We start from the raw sequence: 19349 nt of genomic DNA, 5'->3' as shown, positions 1-19349 counted from the left end.
CGGTCCCGGTGTGACCGATAGCCGAAATGCCTCCCCTGATCTGTATCCCCATGGGTGACCCAGCCGGTATCGGCGCAGAAATCATCATCAAGTCACTATGTGCCCCGGAGCTTGCCAGCACCTGTCGGCCAGTGGTGATGGGGGATGTTCGATGGTTGGAACAGGCAGCCAGCCTGTGCAGGGAGAAGGTCAGCTTCCGTTTGATTCAACACACGACTCCTGACTTGCATCAGCCCGGACAAATCAGCCTGATTGACTGTCCAATCGTAAATATCGACAACATTATTTTCGGGAAAGTCTCTGCAGAAACCGGAGCGGCAGCATACCAGTTTATTGAGCAGGCGGTTCACTATGTTCAACAGCAGAAAAAAAGCGCCATCGTTACCCCACCTATCAATAAGCTGTCGCTCAAAGCGGCAAAGATTCCTCATATCGGCCATACGGAAATACTGGCATCACTGACTCACACCCATGACCCTATTACGCTCTTCCAGGTTGCCGGGCTCAGGGTTTTCTTTCTTACCCGCCATCTGTCGCTCAGGCAGGCCTGTGATGCCATTATTGAAGAGCGGGTTTTCAAGGGCATTGTCAAGTCTTACCAGATTCTCAAGTCCCTGGGCATCCATTCGCCATCGCTGGCCGTGGCCGGTTTGAACCCCCACTGTGGCGAGAACGGACTGTTTGGCGATGAAGAAGTCTGCGCCATTGAGCCTGCGGTGATGCGGGCCAGGAAGGAAGGGTGGAATATCACTGGTCCCGTTCCCGCTGACTCCGTGTTTCATCAGGCGCTTAACGGCGCTTATGATGGGGTGCTGTCCATGTATCATGACCAGGGCCATATCGCCACCAAGATGGTGGACTTTCAACGTACGGTTTCCATTACCTGTGGCCTGCCATTTCTGAGAACCTCGGTGGATCACGGAACCGCCTATGATATCGCCGGTACCGGTCAGGCCAGCGAAGTCAGCCTGACGGAAGCGATCAAAGTCGCCATACAATATACCGATGGAACCAACCGAAATCAGTAATCCGCTTTATGCTTCAGGATCTCACGACGCTGCTTTTTATCCGGACGGTGATCGGGTCTGGGCATGGCACCTCGCAAGGCTTTTCGATTCGCGGCAGCCTCTTCCCGGGCCTGAAGGCTCTCAGGCGTTTCTTCATAAAGCTGCTGGGCCAGCTCAGCCTTCTGCCGCTTATCACTGAGCTGCTTAACGATAACAATGCGCTCATCCCAGCCAGCACGAAGTTTTATCACATCACCCACCCGGGGCTCTTTGCCTGGCTTGCACCGCTGACCATTCAAGTGCACTTTGCCACCGTCTATGGCTTCTTTGGCAATGCTGCGGGTCTTATAAAAGCGTGCTGCCCATAACCATTTATCAAGTCTGATCTTTTCACTATTACTCATTCGGTCCCCCTGACTGCTTTTTATCGTGAAAAGGCTGCGGCAGGTCGAGACTCACATCTCGGACGGACAGTCTTTTCAGGAAAAAATACGCTAAGAAATAAACAGTTCCCGGAAATCCTCAACAGCATTGTAGGTGCCAGTGTCCCAGGGCCCTTTTTGACTGTCGGGATAACGGATGGCCAGCAGCTCGGCAATACCATAGGTTTTTGCTGAATCAAGAATGCCGATATTGTCATCAATAAACAGTGCATGTTTCTTATCGAGGGCAATATCGTCTTCCAGTGCCCGCCAGAAACTCTGTTCCTCCTTGGGATAGCCATAGTCATGGGAACTGATTAACTTATCAAAGTAGTGCGCCATGGGCAGACGTTCCAGTTTCAGAGAGAGGCTGTCACGATGGGCATTGGTGATCATAATCACCTGCTTGCCATGATCCCGGATATTTTGCAGAAACCCATCGGCGTAAGGCCTGAACGAGATAAGATGGGTAATCTCATGTTTCATGGCGATAATGTCCAGATCCAGCTCCACGGCCCAGTAATCCAGACAGTACCACTGCAGCTTGCCATAGATTTGCTCAAACCGGGGATTAAGCTCCTCTTTTGCCTTGGCCAGAGAAATACCGTGTTTCTCTGCATATTTGTACGGCACGTACTCTTGCCAGAAATAGTTGTCAAAATGGAGGTCTAATAACGTGCCATCCATATCCAGCAACACTGTGCTGATCTTGGTCCAGTCAATCATAAGGGCATCTCAGCTAGTTGAGGAATTCAGGGGTTATCCGGCTACAGGTCATATCTGAACGTTTCCAGCCATTTTATCAGTGCCATAATGTGAATGAAATTCCGTGCTTTCAAGGCCAGAAGTGACCCGACATCAATGGATACCAGGAGCCTGTACCCACTATAATGACCGGATATTTCCAGCCAGTACCATCAGGAAACCATGACGGAACACATTCCACAGAAAAATAAGCCAGAGATTCGCGCATGCCGGGAAATCGCCCGAACCCGCCTGTTCCGGGTCGAAGAGCTGGATATCCGGTTTTCAAACGGTGAAGAACGTATTTATGAACGTCTCGGTGAGTTTGAGACAGGACACCGGGGCGTGATGGTTGTGCCACTGGTCGATCACCAGCATTTCATGATGATCAGGGAGTACGCTGCCGGCACGGAAGATTACCAGCTCACCCTACCGAAAGGCCTTGCCGAACCCGGCGAAACCCTGCAAGAAGGGGGCAACAGAGAGCTGAAGGAAGAGATCGGTTTTGGCGCTCACCGCTGGCATCACCTGGGCGACTTCAGCCTTTCACCCAACTACATGAAACGCAGTATTCATATTATGGTGGCCCGGGACCTTTATGAAGAGACGCTGGAGGGCGATGAACCAGAACCCCTGGAAGTCGAGACGTTTTCATTTGATCAGTTAATGACGCTGTGTGCCCGGCCGGACTTTACGGAAGCAAGAGTGATCGCAGCCCTGTTTATGGTGCGCGAGCAACTTCAAACCGGGTTACTGGGTTGATACTTAACCGGCCAGCTCAGGCCAACAGGGCCTGATCCACCTTTGCCAGAGTGCGAGATATGAGCAATCCTGAGTCTTTAATTCCTGAGTTAGTGCACATTGCCCGAGAGGCAGGAAAAGGTATTCTTGCCGTCTATCAGCAGGATGATCTTGGGGTACAAACCAAGGCGGATACTACGCCTGTCACCAAGGCGGACCTGGCGGCCAATGCAGTCATCGTTCATGGTCTGGAAGGTTTACCGGTAACATACCCTCTGCTTTCTGAGGAGTCGGATCATCCCTCCTGGCAGGAAAGAAAAAACTGGCAGCGTTACTGGCTGATTGACCCTCTGGATGGCACCAAAGAGTTTATTAACCGCAATGGTGAATTCTCCGTCAATATTGCCCTGATTGAGAATAACTATCCGCTCCTTGGCATCGTGCATCTGCCCGCGACGGATACCACTTACTGGGGAGGTAAAAGTCTGGGCGCGTGGAAACAGGTTAACGATGGTGTTGCTTATGAAATCCGGCCCCGAAAGTTCGCTCCGGAGAAGGAAGTCATCGTTCTTGGCAGCCGCAGTTATGGCACAGAACAGGCCAGTCACTACCTTAACGCACTGAAAGCGGTGTATCCGGGCCTGATATCCAGAAAAGTTGGCAGTGCATTAAAAAGCTGCCTGATAGCTGAGGGTCAGGCTGATATCTATCCCAGACTTGGCCCTACATCGGAATGGGATACCGGGGCTGTTCAGGCGGTTGTTGAAGGGGCAGGCGGATTGTTTCTTAATGCGGATGGCCAGCGTTTCAGTTATAACCTGAAAGAAAGCCTGATTAATCCCGACTTTCTCGTACTGGCTGATAAAACGATTCAATGGAATAATTTCTGGCCGCCGCGTTCCTGAGGGACTGTATGAGCGGCAGATAGCTATCAAAAGACATAATGAATATCATCCACCTCAACCCTGGGGGCTCTGTCAGGTGGATTATCCACCTCACCTTTAATAATGCTGGGAGAGTTCAGCTTAACCTCCTGATCGGGCAGGGCTGAATCATCAATAAGCACGTTAATCTCACCGGTTTCACCACGAAACAGATATATTTTCCCTTTGATTTTCTTAACAATTTCACCGGAAATCCGAACCAGTTCTTCATCGTCTGAGGTGTTCAGAATTTCTTCAACACTTTGCTTGTGATACGTGGGCTTTTCTGACATATCGCTCTGGTCAAGATTAAAGCGTGTTTCCTGAGAGCAGGCCGAGGCAATAAAACCTGACAGAATTATTCCTGCTAACTTTCCTTTCGTCATAAGTCTTATCTCTATTCAATCCTTATATGATTATTCGGCAGTGCCGGATTATGATGCAATATCCATTTAACCCTGTTAAAAACGCTATTTATTTTCTTAGCTATTTATTTTTGTAGCTATTTTTTCTGTAGCTAATCATAAATAATATCCATGCTAATCAGGACCCAATTCAGAATAGCAAATGCTTTCCGGGTTTGTTCAAAGCCAACAATTATCTATCGAAACAGTTAACCAAACGAAGACGGGACCGTTCACGAAGAGCACAAAGAAAAGATTTCTTTTCTCCCTGCTCTTTTTGACCTTCGTGGTTATCCAATTCCAAAACCCATTAAAAATATTGGGGTACCATTACAGTAAATTCGATCCTTTTTTGTGCAGGTCTTTCTGAACGCAACGGGATAATTATGCTAAGTTGGGGACCTTGTTGCTGAAAAAAGCATCAAGCACCTTTTGAGTTTCCTCCAGGGGACCTAAATTCACCAGGTCTTTTGCAATGATGGGTTTCAGTAGCTGCCTGGTATCTGCATCGAAGTAGTCTCTGTCATTCCATTCGAAACTATTCGAAACCGAACGAGGACCACCCCTTAAATCCTCACGTGGCTGATTAATATAGTTGATAATATCTTGCAGAAAGTGCAAGGTTTTGATGGTCTTCGGAATAAACAGTGACTCTGCCCAATGACTGACCTTCATTTGCTGAACGGGACCCTCCGTCCATTGGTCATAACATCTCATTAGCTCGCTTTCCTCACTTGAAAGTTCAAGGCTGATCAACTGCTGGAAAATATCTTTATAGTTTTCCTCCCATTTATCAGGGGCCGTAGCCAGCTGAAAGGCTAAAACTAACAAATCCTCATATCCCAATTTATGAGAATGGGCGCTACTTAACTGGTCATCCAGAGAGTCGTGGTGTTTGGGTTTGGAACGATATTCAGACATTTTGTGTAAGACCTTCGTATACGACACCATCAAATGACTGACCCTTTCCATGGTTCCGGTATTATTAGTCGATAATGCGTCAAGCCAGATATCCTTGACCAGACGGAAAAAGACCGGATACTCCAGGAATGAACATTCATCGATTTTGGGGAAATCTGGCGGAGGGTTATTAACCAACTCCTGAACTTGTTGGGCAAACTCACCAAAACGGCGTTGATAGACCTCTGGAGAATAATTCTTATAGTACTTTGGATCAAAACTATGATAATGAAGATTTGCAAGACCAGGAAATATCCGCGGATGGGCACCCGGGTATGATTCACAGTAGTGAGTGCAGACTTCTGTGGCAGACCCGAAGTCACATAAGAACTGTTGATCATCACCAATAGCCAGAACTGGCCAGCCATAACGGATGTAGGTTGCCGACTCCTTGAGGAACTCTGGCCAATTGCTGACAATCTCGGCCACTTTTTGCTGCTCCGGCCACGCAGAGGTAAGGTGTTCGTCAATTTTTTTGTCCAGACTTTTTTTCAGCGACTCGGCAAACCTGGCGACATCTTTGACCATTTGAGATTGATTACGGAAGCCGAGAGTCTTGTCCATCGCCTCTTTGATGATGTGAAATGCGGAGGTTATATCAACGCGTTTGCCGGCAAGCTCCTGGATAATATCAGCCGGAGTTGGTTTAATTGCCCGTTCATATAGCGCCGTCTCCCCAGTAATAATATCCTTCTCAGAATACCCCAGAATCTTCAGTTGAAGGCGCTCAGATGAGGTGGTGGTGGTGTGCCGGGAATCAAACGTCCCGGCTACTGCAGGTGTAGTGCCGAACGATAATTGATCAGCACCGTCGACGGCAGTGCGCCGGATAGATGTTTGTGACTGGATGGAATTCGCCATGTAAACTCCAGAACGTAGAATGAAAACGAAATTCTTGTGATTGACCAGATTAAAAGCCGATATGTTGACTGACTGATCAGTTTTATGGACAACCGGATTAGAATTTTGTTCCCAAACTCGCCCGGTTGGCCAGCAGTTCAGTTATAACCTGAAAGAAAGCCTGATAAATCCAGACTTTCTCGTACTGGCTGATAAGTAGCTAACCATATGAAATCATATATTTCTGACTCCTTGTGCTGGCACTCTGCTTCGTTACAACTCCGGTCACATAGCTACGGCTATGCTCCCTCCGTTGTGCCTCGCATAGTACCAGCCCAAGTAGCCAGAAATATTCGATTCCATATGGCCAGCTACTTAAGACGATTCAATGGAATACTTTCTGGCCACCGCGTTCATGAAGGACTGTTTGACGGGCAGATGACCATCAAAAAACATAATGGATATCATCCACCTCACCTTTCTCTCTTCAATGTTTGTTCAAATCCAACCATCATCTGTCGATATATTTTTAACCTTTTCATAGTGTTAGTTAATTAAAATTGATTTGGACATCATAACGCAGTCACTTCGCAATAATATGAGGCCCATTATGCCCCACCTTACCATCCGGAATGCATCCAAGAGCCTAACCTCTCTCGTCCTGGGCATAGTGTTCATGAATCAATGCCTGGCTACAGAACAAGACTGCACGAATCTGCATGAACTCCAACACTACTCTGAACAGCTATTGCCTCTGTGTGAAGCCGATGATTCGGCCACACCCATCCAGCTGACCTCCGATCAGGCACTGGAGGTCTGTGATGAACCGGATGGAAGTGGCATTTGCAGAACCTATTTCAACGCTAGCGGCAATGTGGCAGAAGCGCTGGCAGACAATTTTTCCTATGCGCGGTTGATTCCGTTCAACCATCACGATTTTTATATGGCATTTATGTCAGACCCTCAGTACCCATGGTCATGTAAATCATCAAAGGAAAATTGTGATGACCAGGACAAAGCCTGGCAGGAAAATATGAATTATGTGCAAAGCCTGAATGCATTAATGGATGACCTGGGTAAAGAGCAACTGGCCGGCGTTGTCATCAATGGCGACCTGACCGCTTTTGGTTATGACTGGCAGTTCGATGCCTACTACCAGCTATACCATAACGAATTAAAAATGAACGTCTATCCGGGCCTGGGCAATCATGATATTTCCAACAATATTGATGGCTGCTTTGTGAATAACTGTGCTTCCAGAATGATGCTGTATTTACGAGATCATGTGCGTACGTTGAATGTCCGCAGTTTTGACTATGACAGCACGGGGACTTATTTCGAGTTTCCATCACTGAAAAAAAAATTCAGTAAAAGCTTTGCTTATTCCTGGGATATTGGTGATATCCATTTCGTTCAACTCAATAATTACCCAACCTATACGGCACAATGGGATGGCTGGAACTTTGCCAGGACCCGAAGGGATTATTTTGATATCCAATCCGCCAGAGAGTGGCTGGTCAATGACCTGGAACAGGCCAGCAGTGAAGGCAAACATATTATCCTGAACTACCACATTTCCGGTTTTACCAATGAGATAAGAGATATCCTGCGTCGATATAAAATTTCTGCCATTTTTGCCGGTCACCTGCACTCTTTTGTAGGCCAGGTTGATTTTCACACCCTGTGGGATTTCTACGGACCAGGTGAACACCTCCCTGTGTTTCTGGGAGGTGCAACGGTGTTCCAGAAATACATGCTGGTTCGATTTGAGGAAGATCAATTTGAGGTCAGTATTGTGAAAAGTGATCAGGGCGCAAGTTACGAGTTAGAGAGTGAGGGTGTATACCCTCTTTACTAGTACATCCTTTCGATGAGCCTGATGTGCAGGCCAAACCGGGCACAGGGAACTTTCTGCCATTTTGGAGTTCTAATGTCTGGCGTAAACAAATATAATTCGGTCTGCTCTTTTATAAATGCCATCATCGCTGATTAACACACCAAAAGCAGCAACCATCTAATTTAAGAAAGTTCTAAGCAAGTTAAGTGCAATCACTACATCTCTTATTTACACTAAGCGATGTACATGCAGTCATTCAGAGAAAAGCAGGGACTTATGGATATATCCGCAGCAAAGCAGGATTTTTTCACTCCACAAGCCTCTCAGAAAAAAAAGCCTGGGGGGCGACAGGGGGGAAAAAAAACCACAATGGGTTATGCACTAGAGTGCCATAATTCCACCAATCCAAGAAAACGTCCCAACACCTCTCAGGACTCAGATCAACTCCCCCACCGTGCAAAGATATTGAAAACACGTAAAATCACCCCGCCCATAACAATGCAGGCAAACAATCTCCATGACCAGATTTTTACAGATCTGACCGAAGACCCAAAAAAAGGCAGAGGAAAGAAAATTTTTGGAGATTTCTGGAATGCATTTAAAAGTATTCTGGATGCATTCTGTAACCAATACCATGGTGATGATATCCCCATAATTGAGGAAAATATACTGGCAGCATGGATGCCATGCAAAAATATAACCAGAGAAAAAGACAAGAAATTAGTCAAAATTACCTGGGGTGATTGTTATTGTAAAATAACAACAGTTAATTATTTTTGGGATCAGGCAAAGAACATAGTTTTACGAGGCCTCAAGGAAGGGGAAAATTACTTCTCTTATGAAACTGAATACAAAAATGGTAAAAAACCAATAACTGCATGGGAATGTCTGGACATATTTTTAACACAATACATAAGTCGGAAAGGATGGAAAGTATCAGCAGCATTGCTCAGAGAGAAACTGACCTCATCATTGAAAGACCCAAAGCCAACCGAATCAGACAAGAAAAAAATCAGCATTAAACACTGTGACCAATTTCTCAAACCTGAAGACATTGAAAGTAAGGGTCTGCAGCTGTTCGGTAAATCACAATGGCAAACAATCACTAAACTGATTGCAACATCCTACAATGGTTATAAACCATCCCTACAGGAAAACTGTACACCCGAGGTTCATGATATTTTCCACCAGGCATTAAAAGACTTTATTCAGATAATGCCAGAACTGCCCGGCATGGATGAAGTAGATGATCTTCATCCGGAAACCGGTGCACCCATAAGAAGGACAGTCGCAACGACTGAATTCAACATAAGTTCATCAGCTAATAAGCTTAATTCTGAACAAACATTTGCAACATTGATCTACCCATTTGTTCATGCTGAAAAATACGATCTGATGAGACAGGATATTGAGAAATATGAGTTCCTTTTAGCGGCGGTAATGAATTTAAAGCACTACTACTTTATCATGGTAGACCCAAAAAATACCCAAAAAGAAGAATTTAGAAATGAAGAATTATGGAAAAATGAGCATAAGTACCACAGTATTTTTCCTTTTCTACTTGCATTTAAATCAGGTGTTAGCTCTATACCCAGCGGTGAAGATCCTGAAATCGGAGAAGATATAAATTATGATGCTTTAAAAAATTGTTTTTCTTCAGAAAATGAATTATCCATAGTAAAAAATATAAATATGGAACTTGAATCGCGACTTACTGACTCTGAGAAAAATATATCAAATCTTACAAAAGAAAAAACACATCTGGAAGAAAAGATAGAATTACTATCTTCAGATAATACAGAGATAACAGATGAAAACAAAAAATTAACTGATCAACTAAAAAATTACAAGGACGAAATTTCTGAATATAGAAAAAAAATACAATCAACAGAAGAAAAACTGCAAGAAGCCAATCAATTATTGTTAAAAAAAGAAGAGGAAGTTAAAGAAAAAAACACATTAACTAAAGAAAATCACCACCTGGCAGAAGAGCTTAAACTGTCAAAAGAGTCAGCAATAGCGTTAGAGGGTGAAGTAAAATCACTGACAGATACCATAAGATCTCTAAAAGAAAAACTAGGCAGACTTGAAGAAGAACATAAAAACATTGAAGAACAATGCAAGAAAAATATAAGTGAAATATGCCCACAAAAAAAAGAAACAAAAAAAAATAAATCAGCAGATAAAGAGCCGAACAACCCATTAAGATCAATGAAAAACATGGTAGAATCTATATGTTTGATAACAAGAGAAACACGGCAAGAGACTGCAAATCTGCAACAAAAATTAATGGAAGAAAAAATTACAAATCAAAAGTCAATCAAAGAGGCAGAATCATTCAGAGATACTATTTCTGACAAGGAAAAAAAGATTAAAAAACTGGAAAAGGAGATCCAATCAGCCAGAGAAGCATGCACAATTTCCAGAGACACATTACTTGAAAGTGGTGTAAAGATGGAAGAGTTGAAAACTCAATATCAAAATGAAATAAAAACAAAAACAAAAAAAATAGAAGAACTAAAAAAAAATCACATCAAAAAAATAAGCCGCCTGGAAGAAGAAATCGACAACCTTAAAAAGCAGAAAAAAACAAATCAGGACGAATTAAAAAGCCTCAAGCAGGATCTCAATAAAGCAAATTTGAAATTAAAAAACAATGATAGTTTGCACAAAAGCTTAAGCAATAGAATCACAGAGCTCTCAAAAAAGATTAAGGAAAAGGAAAAAGATATTAAAGAGAAAGATAAAGATATCAAAGAGAAAGATATAGGGTTAACATCCCTAAAAGACCAGATCACAGAATACAGAACAAACTCAGAACAATTAGCAGGTAAAGTTAACATCCTGGAAAACAATGTTAGAACTTTAGCAAAAGAGAGAGAACTTCTTTGCCAATTACTCAGAGAATCCAGCAACCAGGATGAAAAAATCAAGCTTGAATCTGAAATCACTCACCTTAAAAAAGAGCTACTAACTTCTAAGGAAAGCATCAAAGTGTATGAGAGTGATTTGAAAAAAATGAAAGACAAGCAAGAATCTCTGTTATCCGAATTAGAAAATATTAGATACGAACTAGACAGAAAAGAATCAAAAGAACGTGAACAACTAATAAAAAAAAAGACACTAGAAGACCAATTGAAATTGACTGAGGCAAATGTTTTAGAGTCACAAGCGGAAGTAAGTAGCCTGAAGAAAGAATATGAAAGACGTATTAAAGCGTATGAGAGCGATTTAAAGACATTAAAAGACAAACAAAACTCGCTTTTGTCTGAATTAGAAAGCACTAGATCTGAACTTGCCAACAAAGAAGCCAATGAACGTGAGCAACTAATAGAAAAAAACAAACTGGAAGACAGCCTGAAAGAAACCAAAGCAAGGATGTTACAGTTGCAAACGGAAGTCAGCAAGTTGAAAGAGCATGAAGAACGCATTAAAACTTATGAGAGTGATTTAAAAATAATGAAAGACAGGCAGCACTCTCTCACATCTGAATTAGAAAACATCAGATCTGAACTTGCCAACAAAGAAGCAAATGAACTCGAGCAATTAATAGTAAAAAACAAACTGGAAGACAGCCTGAAAGCAGGCAAAGCAAGCATGTTACAGTTGCAAACGGAAGTCAGCAGGCTGAAAGACTATAAAGAACTTGTTAAAAAATATGAGAATGATTTAAAAACGATGAATGACAAGGAAAGCTCTCTGTTATCTGAATTAGAAGATATTAAATCTGAGCTTGCCAATAAAGAATCAAATGAACGTGAACAGCTAATAGAGAAAAACAAGCTGATAGATAACCTGAAAGAGACTAAAGCAAGTATTTTACAACTGCAAACAGAAGTCACCTCCCTGAAAAAACATGAAGATTGTTTAAGTACAGAAAATAAAAACCTTAATACCAGGTTGACTGAGATCAGATCAGATCTTGAACAGTCAATATTGGAAAAAGAATCTGTTGGGGAAGACCTGAGTCGTGCCCAAGATGCACTGACCAAGCAAACAGAACTCATGAAAATAATACGTCAAGAGTCTAGTCATACACAGAATGAATTAAAAAGAACTCAGGACAATTTTGAAAAAATATCTGCCCAGGCTGAAAGCAGCCATGAAGAAATTTGCCAACTCCGGGATCAGGTGACTTCCTTAGAACGAGCGAAAGCCCGGTTAGAATATGATTTAAACCAATCACAAAAAAATATGACCAATTACAAAAAATCAATAATTCAGGTTAGTAACAGCCAATTTAAAAACCAAGAAAAATGTTTTATCGAGCAACAGACAGTACTGCTTAATGAAGACCAACAGTTAGAACAAGTGCAGAGAGAACTCATTTGCACAAAAACTCTGGCAGACGCGAAATGTCGGGAAGTCGAAGAATTAAAGAAAGAAATGAATAACCTGAAAACAAATGTTCCTGCGATCAATCATACTGTTAATCAGCAGCTCAATATACTCCAGATGACGCCTGATCAACTACTGGACTACCAAACGGGAATGGAAACACTCCTCAGGCAGAAAGATATTACCATTGATCTATTACATGAGATGTTGGCTGCAAATGCACAGACAGGAAAAATCCAACCCGGGCCTTCTCAACTGGCACCGTTAAATCCTGAGGCCGTTGTTCCTGTCGGGACCAGCACCAACCCAGCTCAGGTGAATAGCCCTACGGGCATTAGTAATGAAACTGGTATTGCATTTTCTATCCTATGCCAACAATTATTGCAAGATGATAACCCGACATTTGAGCCTGACATTGTTCATCCAGCATTGACCTCAACAGGTACGGAGTCAGCACGAGCAATGGCAACAGTCACACCTCAACAACTATCAATGTGTGGTCCGGGGACTTTCAATTCAGATTCACAGTGGCCCGTACCCGGAGGACAACTCTCAACTATATCGATGAGCACACCTGTGCAGGAGAGCTCCGGGTCAGCCCCAAATACCAACGAATCACAATACAGAAGGTCAACTTTAAATACCTCCAGATTACCATTCCCCGAAACCCCATCCCTGCGCACTCCAGATGCTGACGCACCATGGAACTTTGGATCTATTCCCTCCCTGCTTGGCATTACCACTGATTTAGACGATATGTCCTCTATAGAGTCTATATGTAACGCACCAGTCCCTATCCAACCCGCATTGCCAAAGCCCAGAGATAGTTGTCCTTTTAATAATAATTCCCGTGAGCCTGTCGGACTTAAGCATCTATAGTGAGGATTGCGAGAAATTGAGGCTAAAAATTTCTGATTCTGAGGAAAACACCCTAAGGGGCACAAGTAGCGGGGCTATTTGACGAAGAAGCAGGGATTTTAGACCAATTTATCGCAACCGCACGACTGCACGGATGCACTAGGAGCAGTTGCCGCGCAGGACAGTCTTAAGTCCGACAGGACGCCTAACTCCTTGAGGGCCATGCCGGTATCAGGAATAATACTTCTCTCAATCACCTGAGGTTACCACCACGAACAGGGTTGAATGAGCATATGGACGCAGTTGCGAAAAAATACCGTCCCGGGAAAATCCGGGAAAATAATAAAAAAAGCATTCTGGCCGCTGCCGAACAGGAGTTTGTGACCCATGGCTTCAAAGGCACTACCATGCAGCGCATCGCGGAACGGGCAAACCTGCCCAAGGCCAACGTTCACTACTACTTCAGCAATAAGCTCTCGCTCTATGCTGCCGTTCTGTCGCATATCCTCAAGCTATGGGATCAGAGCTTTAACAGCCTCAGTCCTGAGGATGACCCGGAAGAGGCGCTGGCCGCCTACATTCATACCAAAATCATGTTCTCCCGGAAGAATCCCCTGGCCTCCAGACTCTTTGCCCAGGAAATCATCAATGGTGGTCCGCACCTGACAGAGTATTTTGGTGAGGACTATCAGATGTGGTTTCGGGGACGGGCACAGGTGTTCAAGGCATGGTCTGACCAGGGAAAAATGGATGCGGTGGATCCTGTGCACCTTATCTTTCTGCTCTGGTCATCCACACAGCATTATGCAGACTTCTCTTACCAGATAGCCCGGGCCATTGGAAAAGATACGCTTGAGCAGTCTGACTATGACCAGGCAACAGAGACATTAACCCGGATAGTCCTGAAAGGGCTGGGCATTACTCCAAACCAGCGTTAAACCTACTGGCAACACCGACCTTTCCTCGCCTGATTCCAGCGATGAAAGGTTGATGTCATTTCCAGAGCTCCCCTTTCATCACGGATATGGGCAGGCAATTCAGGGTATTCCTGCCAGCGTCGGTAATGCTCTATCATCGCTTCCGGTGCCCGTTCACGATAAATATTCGGATGCTTACGACCGTATTCCCACTTCTGAAAAGCTGAACGAATTGAGTTCAAACCCATCTGCGTATGATGGCAATCCGTATCCTCTTTACCCGTAAGTGCGTGAACTGACTGGTTTAACAGTAGAAAGAAGACCGCGGCAATAGAAAAACGATAGCGAAATGGAACCACGAATAAACTCCTTAAATGTTTTACGTTCCTTAAAGAATAGGTCTTAATTTCGCCCTTACCTGAAAGTCAAAAGAGGAACCTAATAATCATTTTGAGGTCAAATGGCGGTATTTATAGTCCAAGTGTGCAGGGTTTTATTCTGAAAGCATCCCCATCAAGCCACCCCCATCGAAGGCCTGCTGGCCGGGTTAGCCATCAAGCCGGATCAAGTGGAATTCCAAACCGCTCAACAAGCACATTTAACGGTCAGAGAGTATCAAAACTGAAGTCCCATAGAGATACAGCCTCCACTAAGGATCATGGCAAAGAACTTGAAGACGACTTCTGGAATAACAAACCATTACAAGGACGCAAAATCACCCCGGCTGATGTGCTCAGAGCCTATGGAAATGACAAGACTTCTCTGAGACGTGGCTTCTTCCTGCAAAAGCTCTGCTTGCAGAACATTTTACAGGGCAATAGAAAAGTTACCCCGGAGCAGGTCATTCAGGAATTCAACCGGCAACCAGGCCAATACAATAAGCACAAATTACCAATAGCACGCTTTAAGGCGGAATGCTGCCTGAAGGGCCTGACGCTCAATGGCCATCGGGTCTCAACGGATGCGGTGGTCAAGAATTTTCAGGCACTCAAAACCCCCCTGGAGCTGGCGCGTTTTAAAGAACAATGTTGCCTGAGAGACCTGACAGTAAATGGCCAGCGGGTCACACCGGAGGCGGTAGTTCACGATTATCAGCTGGCCAACGCAACACTGGAACTGGTGCGCTTTAAGGAAATGTGTTGCCTGAAGGGCCTGTTGTTGAATGGCCATCACGTCACACCGGAGGCGCTGGCCAGGGATTATCAGGCAATCAACGCAACACAGGCGTTGGCATACTTTAAGGCGCTGTGTTGCATGAAGGGCATAATGTTGAATGGCCAGCCGGTCACACCGGATGATGTGATTAAGGGGTTCATTGGTACCCCGGAAAGTAAACTGTCAATAGCACGCTTCAAAGCGGAATGTTGCCTGAATTGCCTGCCGTTGCGTGGCCAGCCGGTCACGCCGGAGGCGGTGGTTAAGGATTTTCAGGCAGCCGGCGTCCTCCTTGACCTGGCGCACTTTAAGGAACAATGCTGCCTGAAAGGCATGACATTGAATGGTCAGCTGGTTGCACCGGAAACAGTGGTTAAGGAGTTTCAGGCCGCCGGAGCAACCCTGGGGCTGGCGCGCTTTAAGGAACATTGCTGCCTGAAAGGCATAACATTGAATGGTCATCTGATCACACCGGAGGCGGTGCTTAAGGATTATCAGGCAGCTAACGCAACACTTGAGTCGGCGTGCTTTACCGAACTCTGTATGCAGACAGGCCTGCAGATACATGGCCAGCACGTCACAACGGAGGTGGTGGTTAAGAATTATCAGGAGGCCAACGCCACACTGGAGCTGGCCCGTTTTAAGGAGCAATGTTGCCTGAGGGACCTAATGTTAAATGGCCAGCGGGTCATTCCGGATGAGGTGGTTAGGGATTATCAGGTTGCCAATGCAACACTGGAGCTGACCCGGTTTAAGGAACAATGCTTCCTGAAGGGCCTGCAGTTATATGGCCGGTGGGTAACATCGGATGAGGTGGTGAATGACTATCAGGCAGCCAGGGCAACAACGGAGCTGGCGCGTTTTAAAGAGCGATGTTGCCTGAAGGGTCTGCCATTGAATGGCCAGCCAGTCATACCAGACACCGTGGTTAAGGATTATCAGGCCGCCAGGGCAACACTGGAGCTGGCACGCTTTAAGGCAGAATGTTGCCTGACAGGCTTGTTGTTAAATGGGCGGCCGGTCACGCCAGAGGCGGTGGTTAAGGCCTTCCCGGCTACTCTCGATGGCAAACTGGGACTAGCGCACTTTAAGGAAAAATGTTGCCTGACAGGCTTGATGTTGAATGGCCAGCCAGTGAAACAGGATGCGGTGGTTAAGGATTTTCAGGCCGTCAGGGCACCACTGGCGCTGGCACGTTTCAAGGAACAATGTTACGTGATGGGCCTGGCATTAGCTGGTCGGCAGGTCACACCCGATGAGGTAGCAAGGGATTTTCAGGCAGCCAAAGCCACTCTGGAGCTGGCACGCTTTAAGGAACTATGCTGCCTCAGGAACCAGGCATTGAATGGCCAGCCGGTCACACCGGATGCAGTGGTTAAGGATTTTCAGGCCGCCAGGGCAACACTGGAGCTGGCACACTTCAAGGAACTGTGTTGCCTGAGGGGCCTGGCATTGAAGGGGCAGCAGGTCTCAGCGGATACGGTGGTTGAGGCGTATCCCGATAGTCCGGAGGGCAAACTGGGGAAAGCGCGCTTCAAAGCGGAATGTTGTTTGAAGGGCATGGCGTTGAATGGCCAGCCGGTCACACCGGATGCGGTGATTGAAGATCTTCAGGCCGCCAGGGCAACACTGGAGCTGGGTCGCTTTAAGGAAGAATGTTGCCTCAGGGGCATGTTGCTGAAGGACCAGCAGACCACACCGGATGCGGTGGTCAGGGGTTTCCCGGATAGTCCGGAAGGCAAGCTGGGGGTAGCGCGCTTTCAGGAGCTGTGTTGCCTGATGGGCCTGCTGTTGAATGGCCAGCCGGTCACACCGGATGCGGTGGTGAAGGGTTTCCCGGATAGCACCGCAGGCAGACTGGGGATAGCGTGCTTTATGGAAAAATGTTGTCTCAGGGGCCTGGCGTTGAATGGCCAGCCAGTGACACCGGATACAGTGGTTAAGGGCTATAAGGCAATCAGAGCAGCGCTGCAACTGGCGCACTTTAAGGAAAAATGCTGCCTGAGGGGCTTGCTATTGAATGGCCAGCCAATCAAACCGGATACGGTGGTAAAGGCGTTCCCGGAAAGTATGGAAGGCAAACTGGGAATCGCACGATTTAAGGAGAAATGTTACCTGAGAGGCATTGCTCTGCGTGGCCCGCAGCTCACATCAGATGCGGTGGTCAGGCATTTCCCGAACAGTCCGGAAGGTAAACTGGCGATAGCGCACTTCAAGGAACTGTGTTGCCTGAGAGGCCTGCTGTTGAATGGTCAGCAGGTCACAACGGACAGGGTGGTTAAGGATTTCCCGGACAGTCCGGAAGGAAAGCTGGGAATAGCGCACTTTAAGGAAAAATGTTGCCTGAGGGGCCTGGCGTTGAAAGGTCAGCCAGTCACACCGGATGAAGTGGTTAAGGGCTTCCCGGATAGCCCTGAAGGCCAGTTGGGGGTGGCGCGCTTCAAAGCGGAATGTTGTCTGAGGGGTTTGCTGTTAAATGGCCAGTTGGTGACGGCGGATGCGGTAGTCAAGGATTTTGAACGCATTGGCAGATTGCTGGAAATCGCTATTTTTTATTCTCAGCTGGCATTGAATGCAAAAAAACTGAATGGCCGTTATCTGGGTAACAAGGACGTATTGGAAGCATTTAATCAAGTCCCCGGGGATCAATCTGCAAGGCAAACCAGATACCTGATTGAAAGACTGAAACACTCTCAGTGGTGGGATGACAACAACGACGCTCAGGATTTGCTGCAAGAGGCCTGGCAAATCCTGAACAACACATCAGTCAAAGGGGATGAGCAACATCGACTGCAATGTATATTGAAATTCATGGCTATGCAGCATGAACTGTCCATTGATCAACAGAGCGTGTCTGCAGAGCAGGTATTGCAATCCATCATAACCCTGAGACACTCATTTCAGAAAGCACGGCTGCATTTCTTCTTCCTGGCCTACTGCTATTTCACCAGCCACGGGGTGAATGGACATCAAATCCAAAAGGATCAGGTTCTGGAGTGCCTTCAGAGTTTTACTGAAGTCAGCAAACTGCACCATGCTTTAGGCTGCTGGTTTGAGCAATGCCAATCCGAAGCCGATGTAATGGATAATCTACTGCTTCAAAAAGAAAATATTTTTACCCCGGGGAGTAACAGTGCGCAAGGATACGTAGCCACTCAGGCAACAAACGCCGGTGTAGCGCAAACCCTGCCGCAATGGTCAAATAGACCGGGTTTTTCGGACAAACAGGTTCCGCAGTTAACCGCACTCACACTTCAAGCACTGGATATTATTCAGGAAATCAATATTTCCTGTACCGATTCCCCCATTCTGATTACCGGTTCTTTCGCACGTTGTTTGCAGAATATGTGCTCAGTATTTAATGACATTGACATTATCTGCGCGACAGAAAAGTCGGCCAGAATACTCTGTGAAAAGCTGCGGGCACTGAACACAGACAGGGATTCAGACATTCCCAAAAGTATTGTCATCCGGGAAGTCCCCGGGTGTCAGGAGATCAAACTGCCAAATGGCTTCAATATTCATCTTGAAGATGGTGATTTCGGTATAAAAGCCATGGGGCTTCAGGTCAATGTTGATGCCAGAGTCATCCATGAAAATGCCGCACCATTGGCCGTTCACGTCCACGGTGTTCAGAGACCTGTACAGTGTTTGTCGTTTACTGAAGAAACCCGATTACTGAACGATACGCTGGAATACCTCACTGAGAGCCTTGATCCGCTCACCGAAAGGCTACAAAAAGGGGAGGTATTTAAAATACCACGAACCATTCTTTTTAATACCCCTCAAAACAGCGATGAGCGTATTTATGGCTTGCTGTCACGCTGCCTGTTTACTCTGAATAAAGCCAGGCAGTTTATCACTCTGCACTGTGCAGGCAATCCCGGGAAACCAGGCTGCCGCAGTCATCAGCTGCAAAAAGAACAACAACGGCTTGATGCACTGACTAAGAGTCTGCAAATGAAATTGACCAGCCATGTTTGCCGTCATGATTTTGAGCACAGGGTTAACAACTGGCTATCAACAACTCAGCCTGTTAATGATTGCCTGACCAATAAGAAAGCGTTTATCCGGACACTGCTTGCAATGATGCACGCTTGATAACTCAAATCGGTATTGTTATGACTGCCACGCACCTCACATCCCCCCAGTGCAGGCCCCATGAATGGAACTTAATGATCATTTTTCGGTCAAAAGGGATGT

At 45.8% G+C, this 19349-nt stretch carries 12 protein-coding genes; 7 read left to right on the top strand and 5 right to left on the bottom strand.

What is annotated here, in order from left to right; translation table 11 throughout:
- Window positions 1-50 precede the first annotated feature (50 nt).
- Window positions 51-1028, top strand: coding sequence for a 4-hydroxythreonine-4-phosphate dehydrogenase PdxA (pdxA, locus tag J7439_RS12900; protein WP_209202200.1), 978 nt, complete (start codon window positions 51-53; stop codon window positions 1026-1028).
- Here the strand turns inward: pdxA and hslR are convergent.
- Window positions 1022-1411 carry a ribosome-associated heat shock protein Hsp15 gene (gene hslR / locus J7439_RS12895; RefSeq protein ID WP_209202199.1) on the bottom strand — a complete coding sequence of 130 codons (390 nt, stop codon included), beginning with the start codon at window positions 1409-1411 and terminating at the stop codon, window positions 1022-1024. The two genes, pdxA and hslR, sit on opposite strands and share 7 nt — an antisense overlap.
- A 90-nt stretch (window positions 1412-1501) precedes the next feature.
- Window positions 1502-2155 carry a GMP/IMP nucleotidase gene (gene yrfG / locus J7439_RS12890; protein WP_209202198.1) on the bottom strand — a complete coding sequence of 218 codons (654 nt, stop codon included), beginning with the start codon at window positions 2153-2155 and terminating at the stop codon, window positions 1502-1504.
- Window positions 2156-2356: 201 nt separating this feature from the next.
- Between yrfG and nudE the strand changes: the two genes are divergently transcribed.
- Window positions 2357-2935 (top strand): ADP compounds hydrolase NudE, encoded by a 579-nt coding sequence (gene nudE / locus J7439_RS12885; RefSeq protein ID WP_209202197.1) that lies wholly within the window; start codon window positions 2357-2359, stop codon window positions 2933-2935.
- A 59-nt stretch (window positions 2936-2994) separates the two neighbouring features.
- Entirely contained in the window at window positions 2995-3819 is an 825-nt protein-coding gene (cysQ, locus tag J7439_RS12880) for a 3'(2'),5'-bisphosphate nucleotidase CysQ (protein ID WP_209202196.1), read from the top strand.
- Between the two features lie 26 nt (window positions 3820-3845).
- Here the strand turns inward: cysQ and J7439_RS12875 are convergent, their stop codons facing one another.
- Both J7439_RS12875 and J7439_RS12870 read right to left on the bottom strand, forming a co-directional pair.
- Window positions 3846-4223, bottom strand: coding sequence for a NirD/YgiW/YdeI family stress tolerance protein (locus J7439_RS12875; protein ID WP_209202195.1), 378 nt, complete (start codon window positions 4221-4223; stop codon window positions 3846-3848).
- A gap of 402 nt (window positions 4224-4625) precedes the next feature.
- Window positions 4626-6062, bottom strand: a complete 1437-nt coding sequence (locus J7439_RS12870; protein ID WP_209202194.1) for a hypothetical protein — start codon at window positions 6060-6062, stop codon at window positions 4626-4628.
- Between the two features lie 655 nt (window positions 6063-6717).
- Here J7439_RS12870 and J7439_RS12865 point away from each other — a divergent pair.
- The 3 genes from J7439_RS12865 (at window position 6718) to J7439_RS12855 (ending at window position 14012) form a co-directional block, all read left to right on the top strand.
- On the top strand, window positions 6718-7899 hold the full coding sequence (locus J7439_RS12865) for a metallophosphoesterase (RefSeq protein ID WP_209202193.1): 1182 nt from the start codon (window positions 6718-6720) through the stop codon (window positions 7897-7899).
- Between the two features lie 255 nt (window positions 7900-8154).
- The gene (locus J7439_RS12860) at window positions 8155-13095 is read left to right on the top strand and encodes a coiled-coil domain-containing protein (RefSeq protein ID WP_209202192.1); all 4941 of its coding nucleotides are present in this window, start codon (window positions 8155-8157) and stop codon (window positions 13093-13095) included.
- A gap of 272 nt (window positions 13096-13367) precedes the next feature.
- Window positions 13368-14012 carry a TetR/AcrR family transcriptional regulator gene (locus J7439_RS12855; protein ID WP_101748170.1) on the top strand — a complete coding sequence of 215 codons (645 nt, stop codon included), beginning with the start codon at window positions 13368-13370 and terminating at the stop codon, window positions 14010-14012.
- Between the two features lie 2 nt (window positions 14013-14014).
- Here J7439_RS12855 and J7439_RS12850 read toward each other — a convergent pair whose 3' ends face one another.
- The gene (locus J7439_RS12850; RefSeq protein WP_209202191.1) at window positions 14015-14350 is read right to left on the bottom strand and encodes a hypothetical protein; all 336 of its coding nucleotides are present in this window, start codon (window positions 14348-14350) and stop codon (window positions 14015-14017) included.
- A gap of 124 nt (window positions 14351-14474) precedes the next feature.
- Between J7439_RS12850 and J7439_RS12845 the strand changes: the two genes are divergently transcribed.
- Window positions 14475-19247: a hypothetical protein gene (locus tag J7439_RS12845; RefSeq protein WP_209202190.1), complete on the top strand. Its 4773-nt coding sequence runs from the start codon at window positions 14475-14477 to the stop codon at window positions 19245-19247.
- Window positions 19248-19349: the final 102 nt, after the last annotated feature.

This window comes from Salinisphaera sp. G21_0 (assembly GCF_017744115.1).
Lineage (GTDB): Bacteria > Pseudomonadota > Gammaproteobacteria > Pseudomonadales > Endozoicomonadaceae > Endozoicomonas.
Note: the sequence above shows the minus strand (reverse complement) of the source record. Positions and strands in the feature narration are given on the sequence as shown.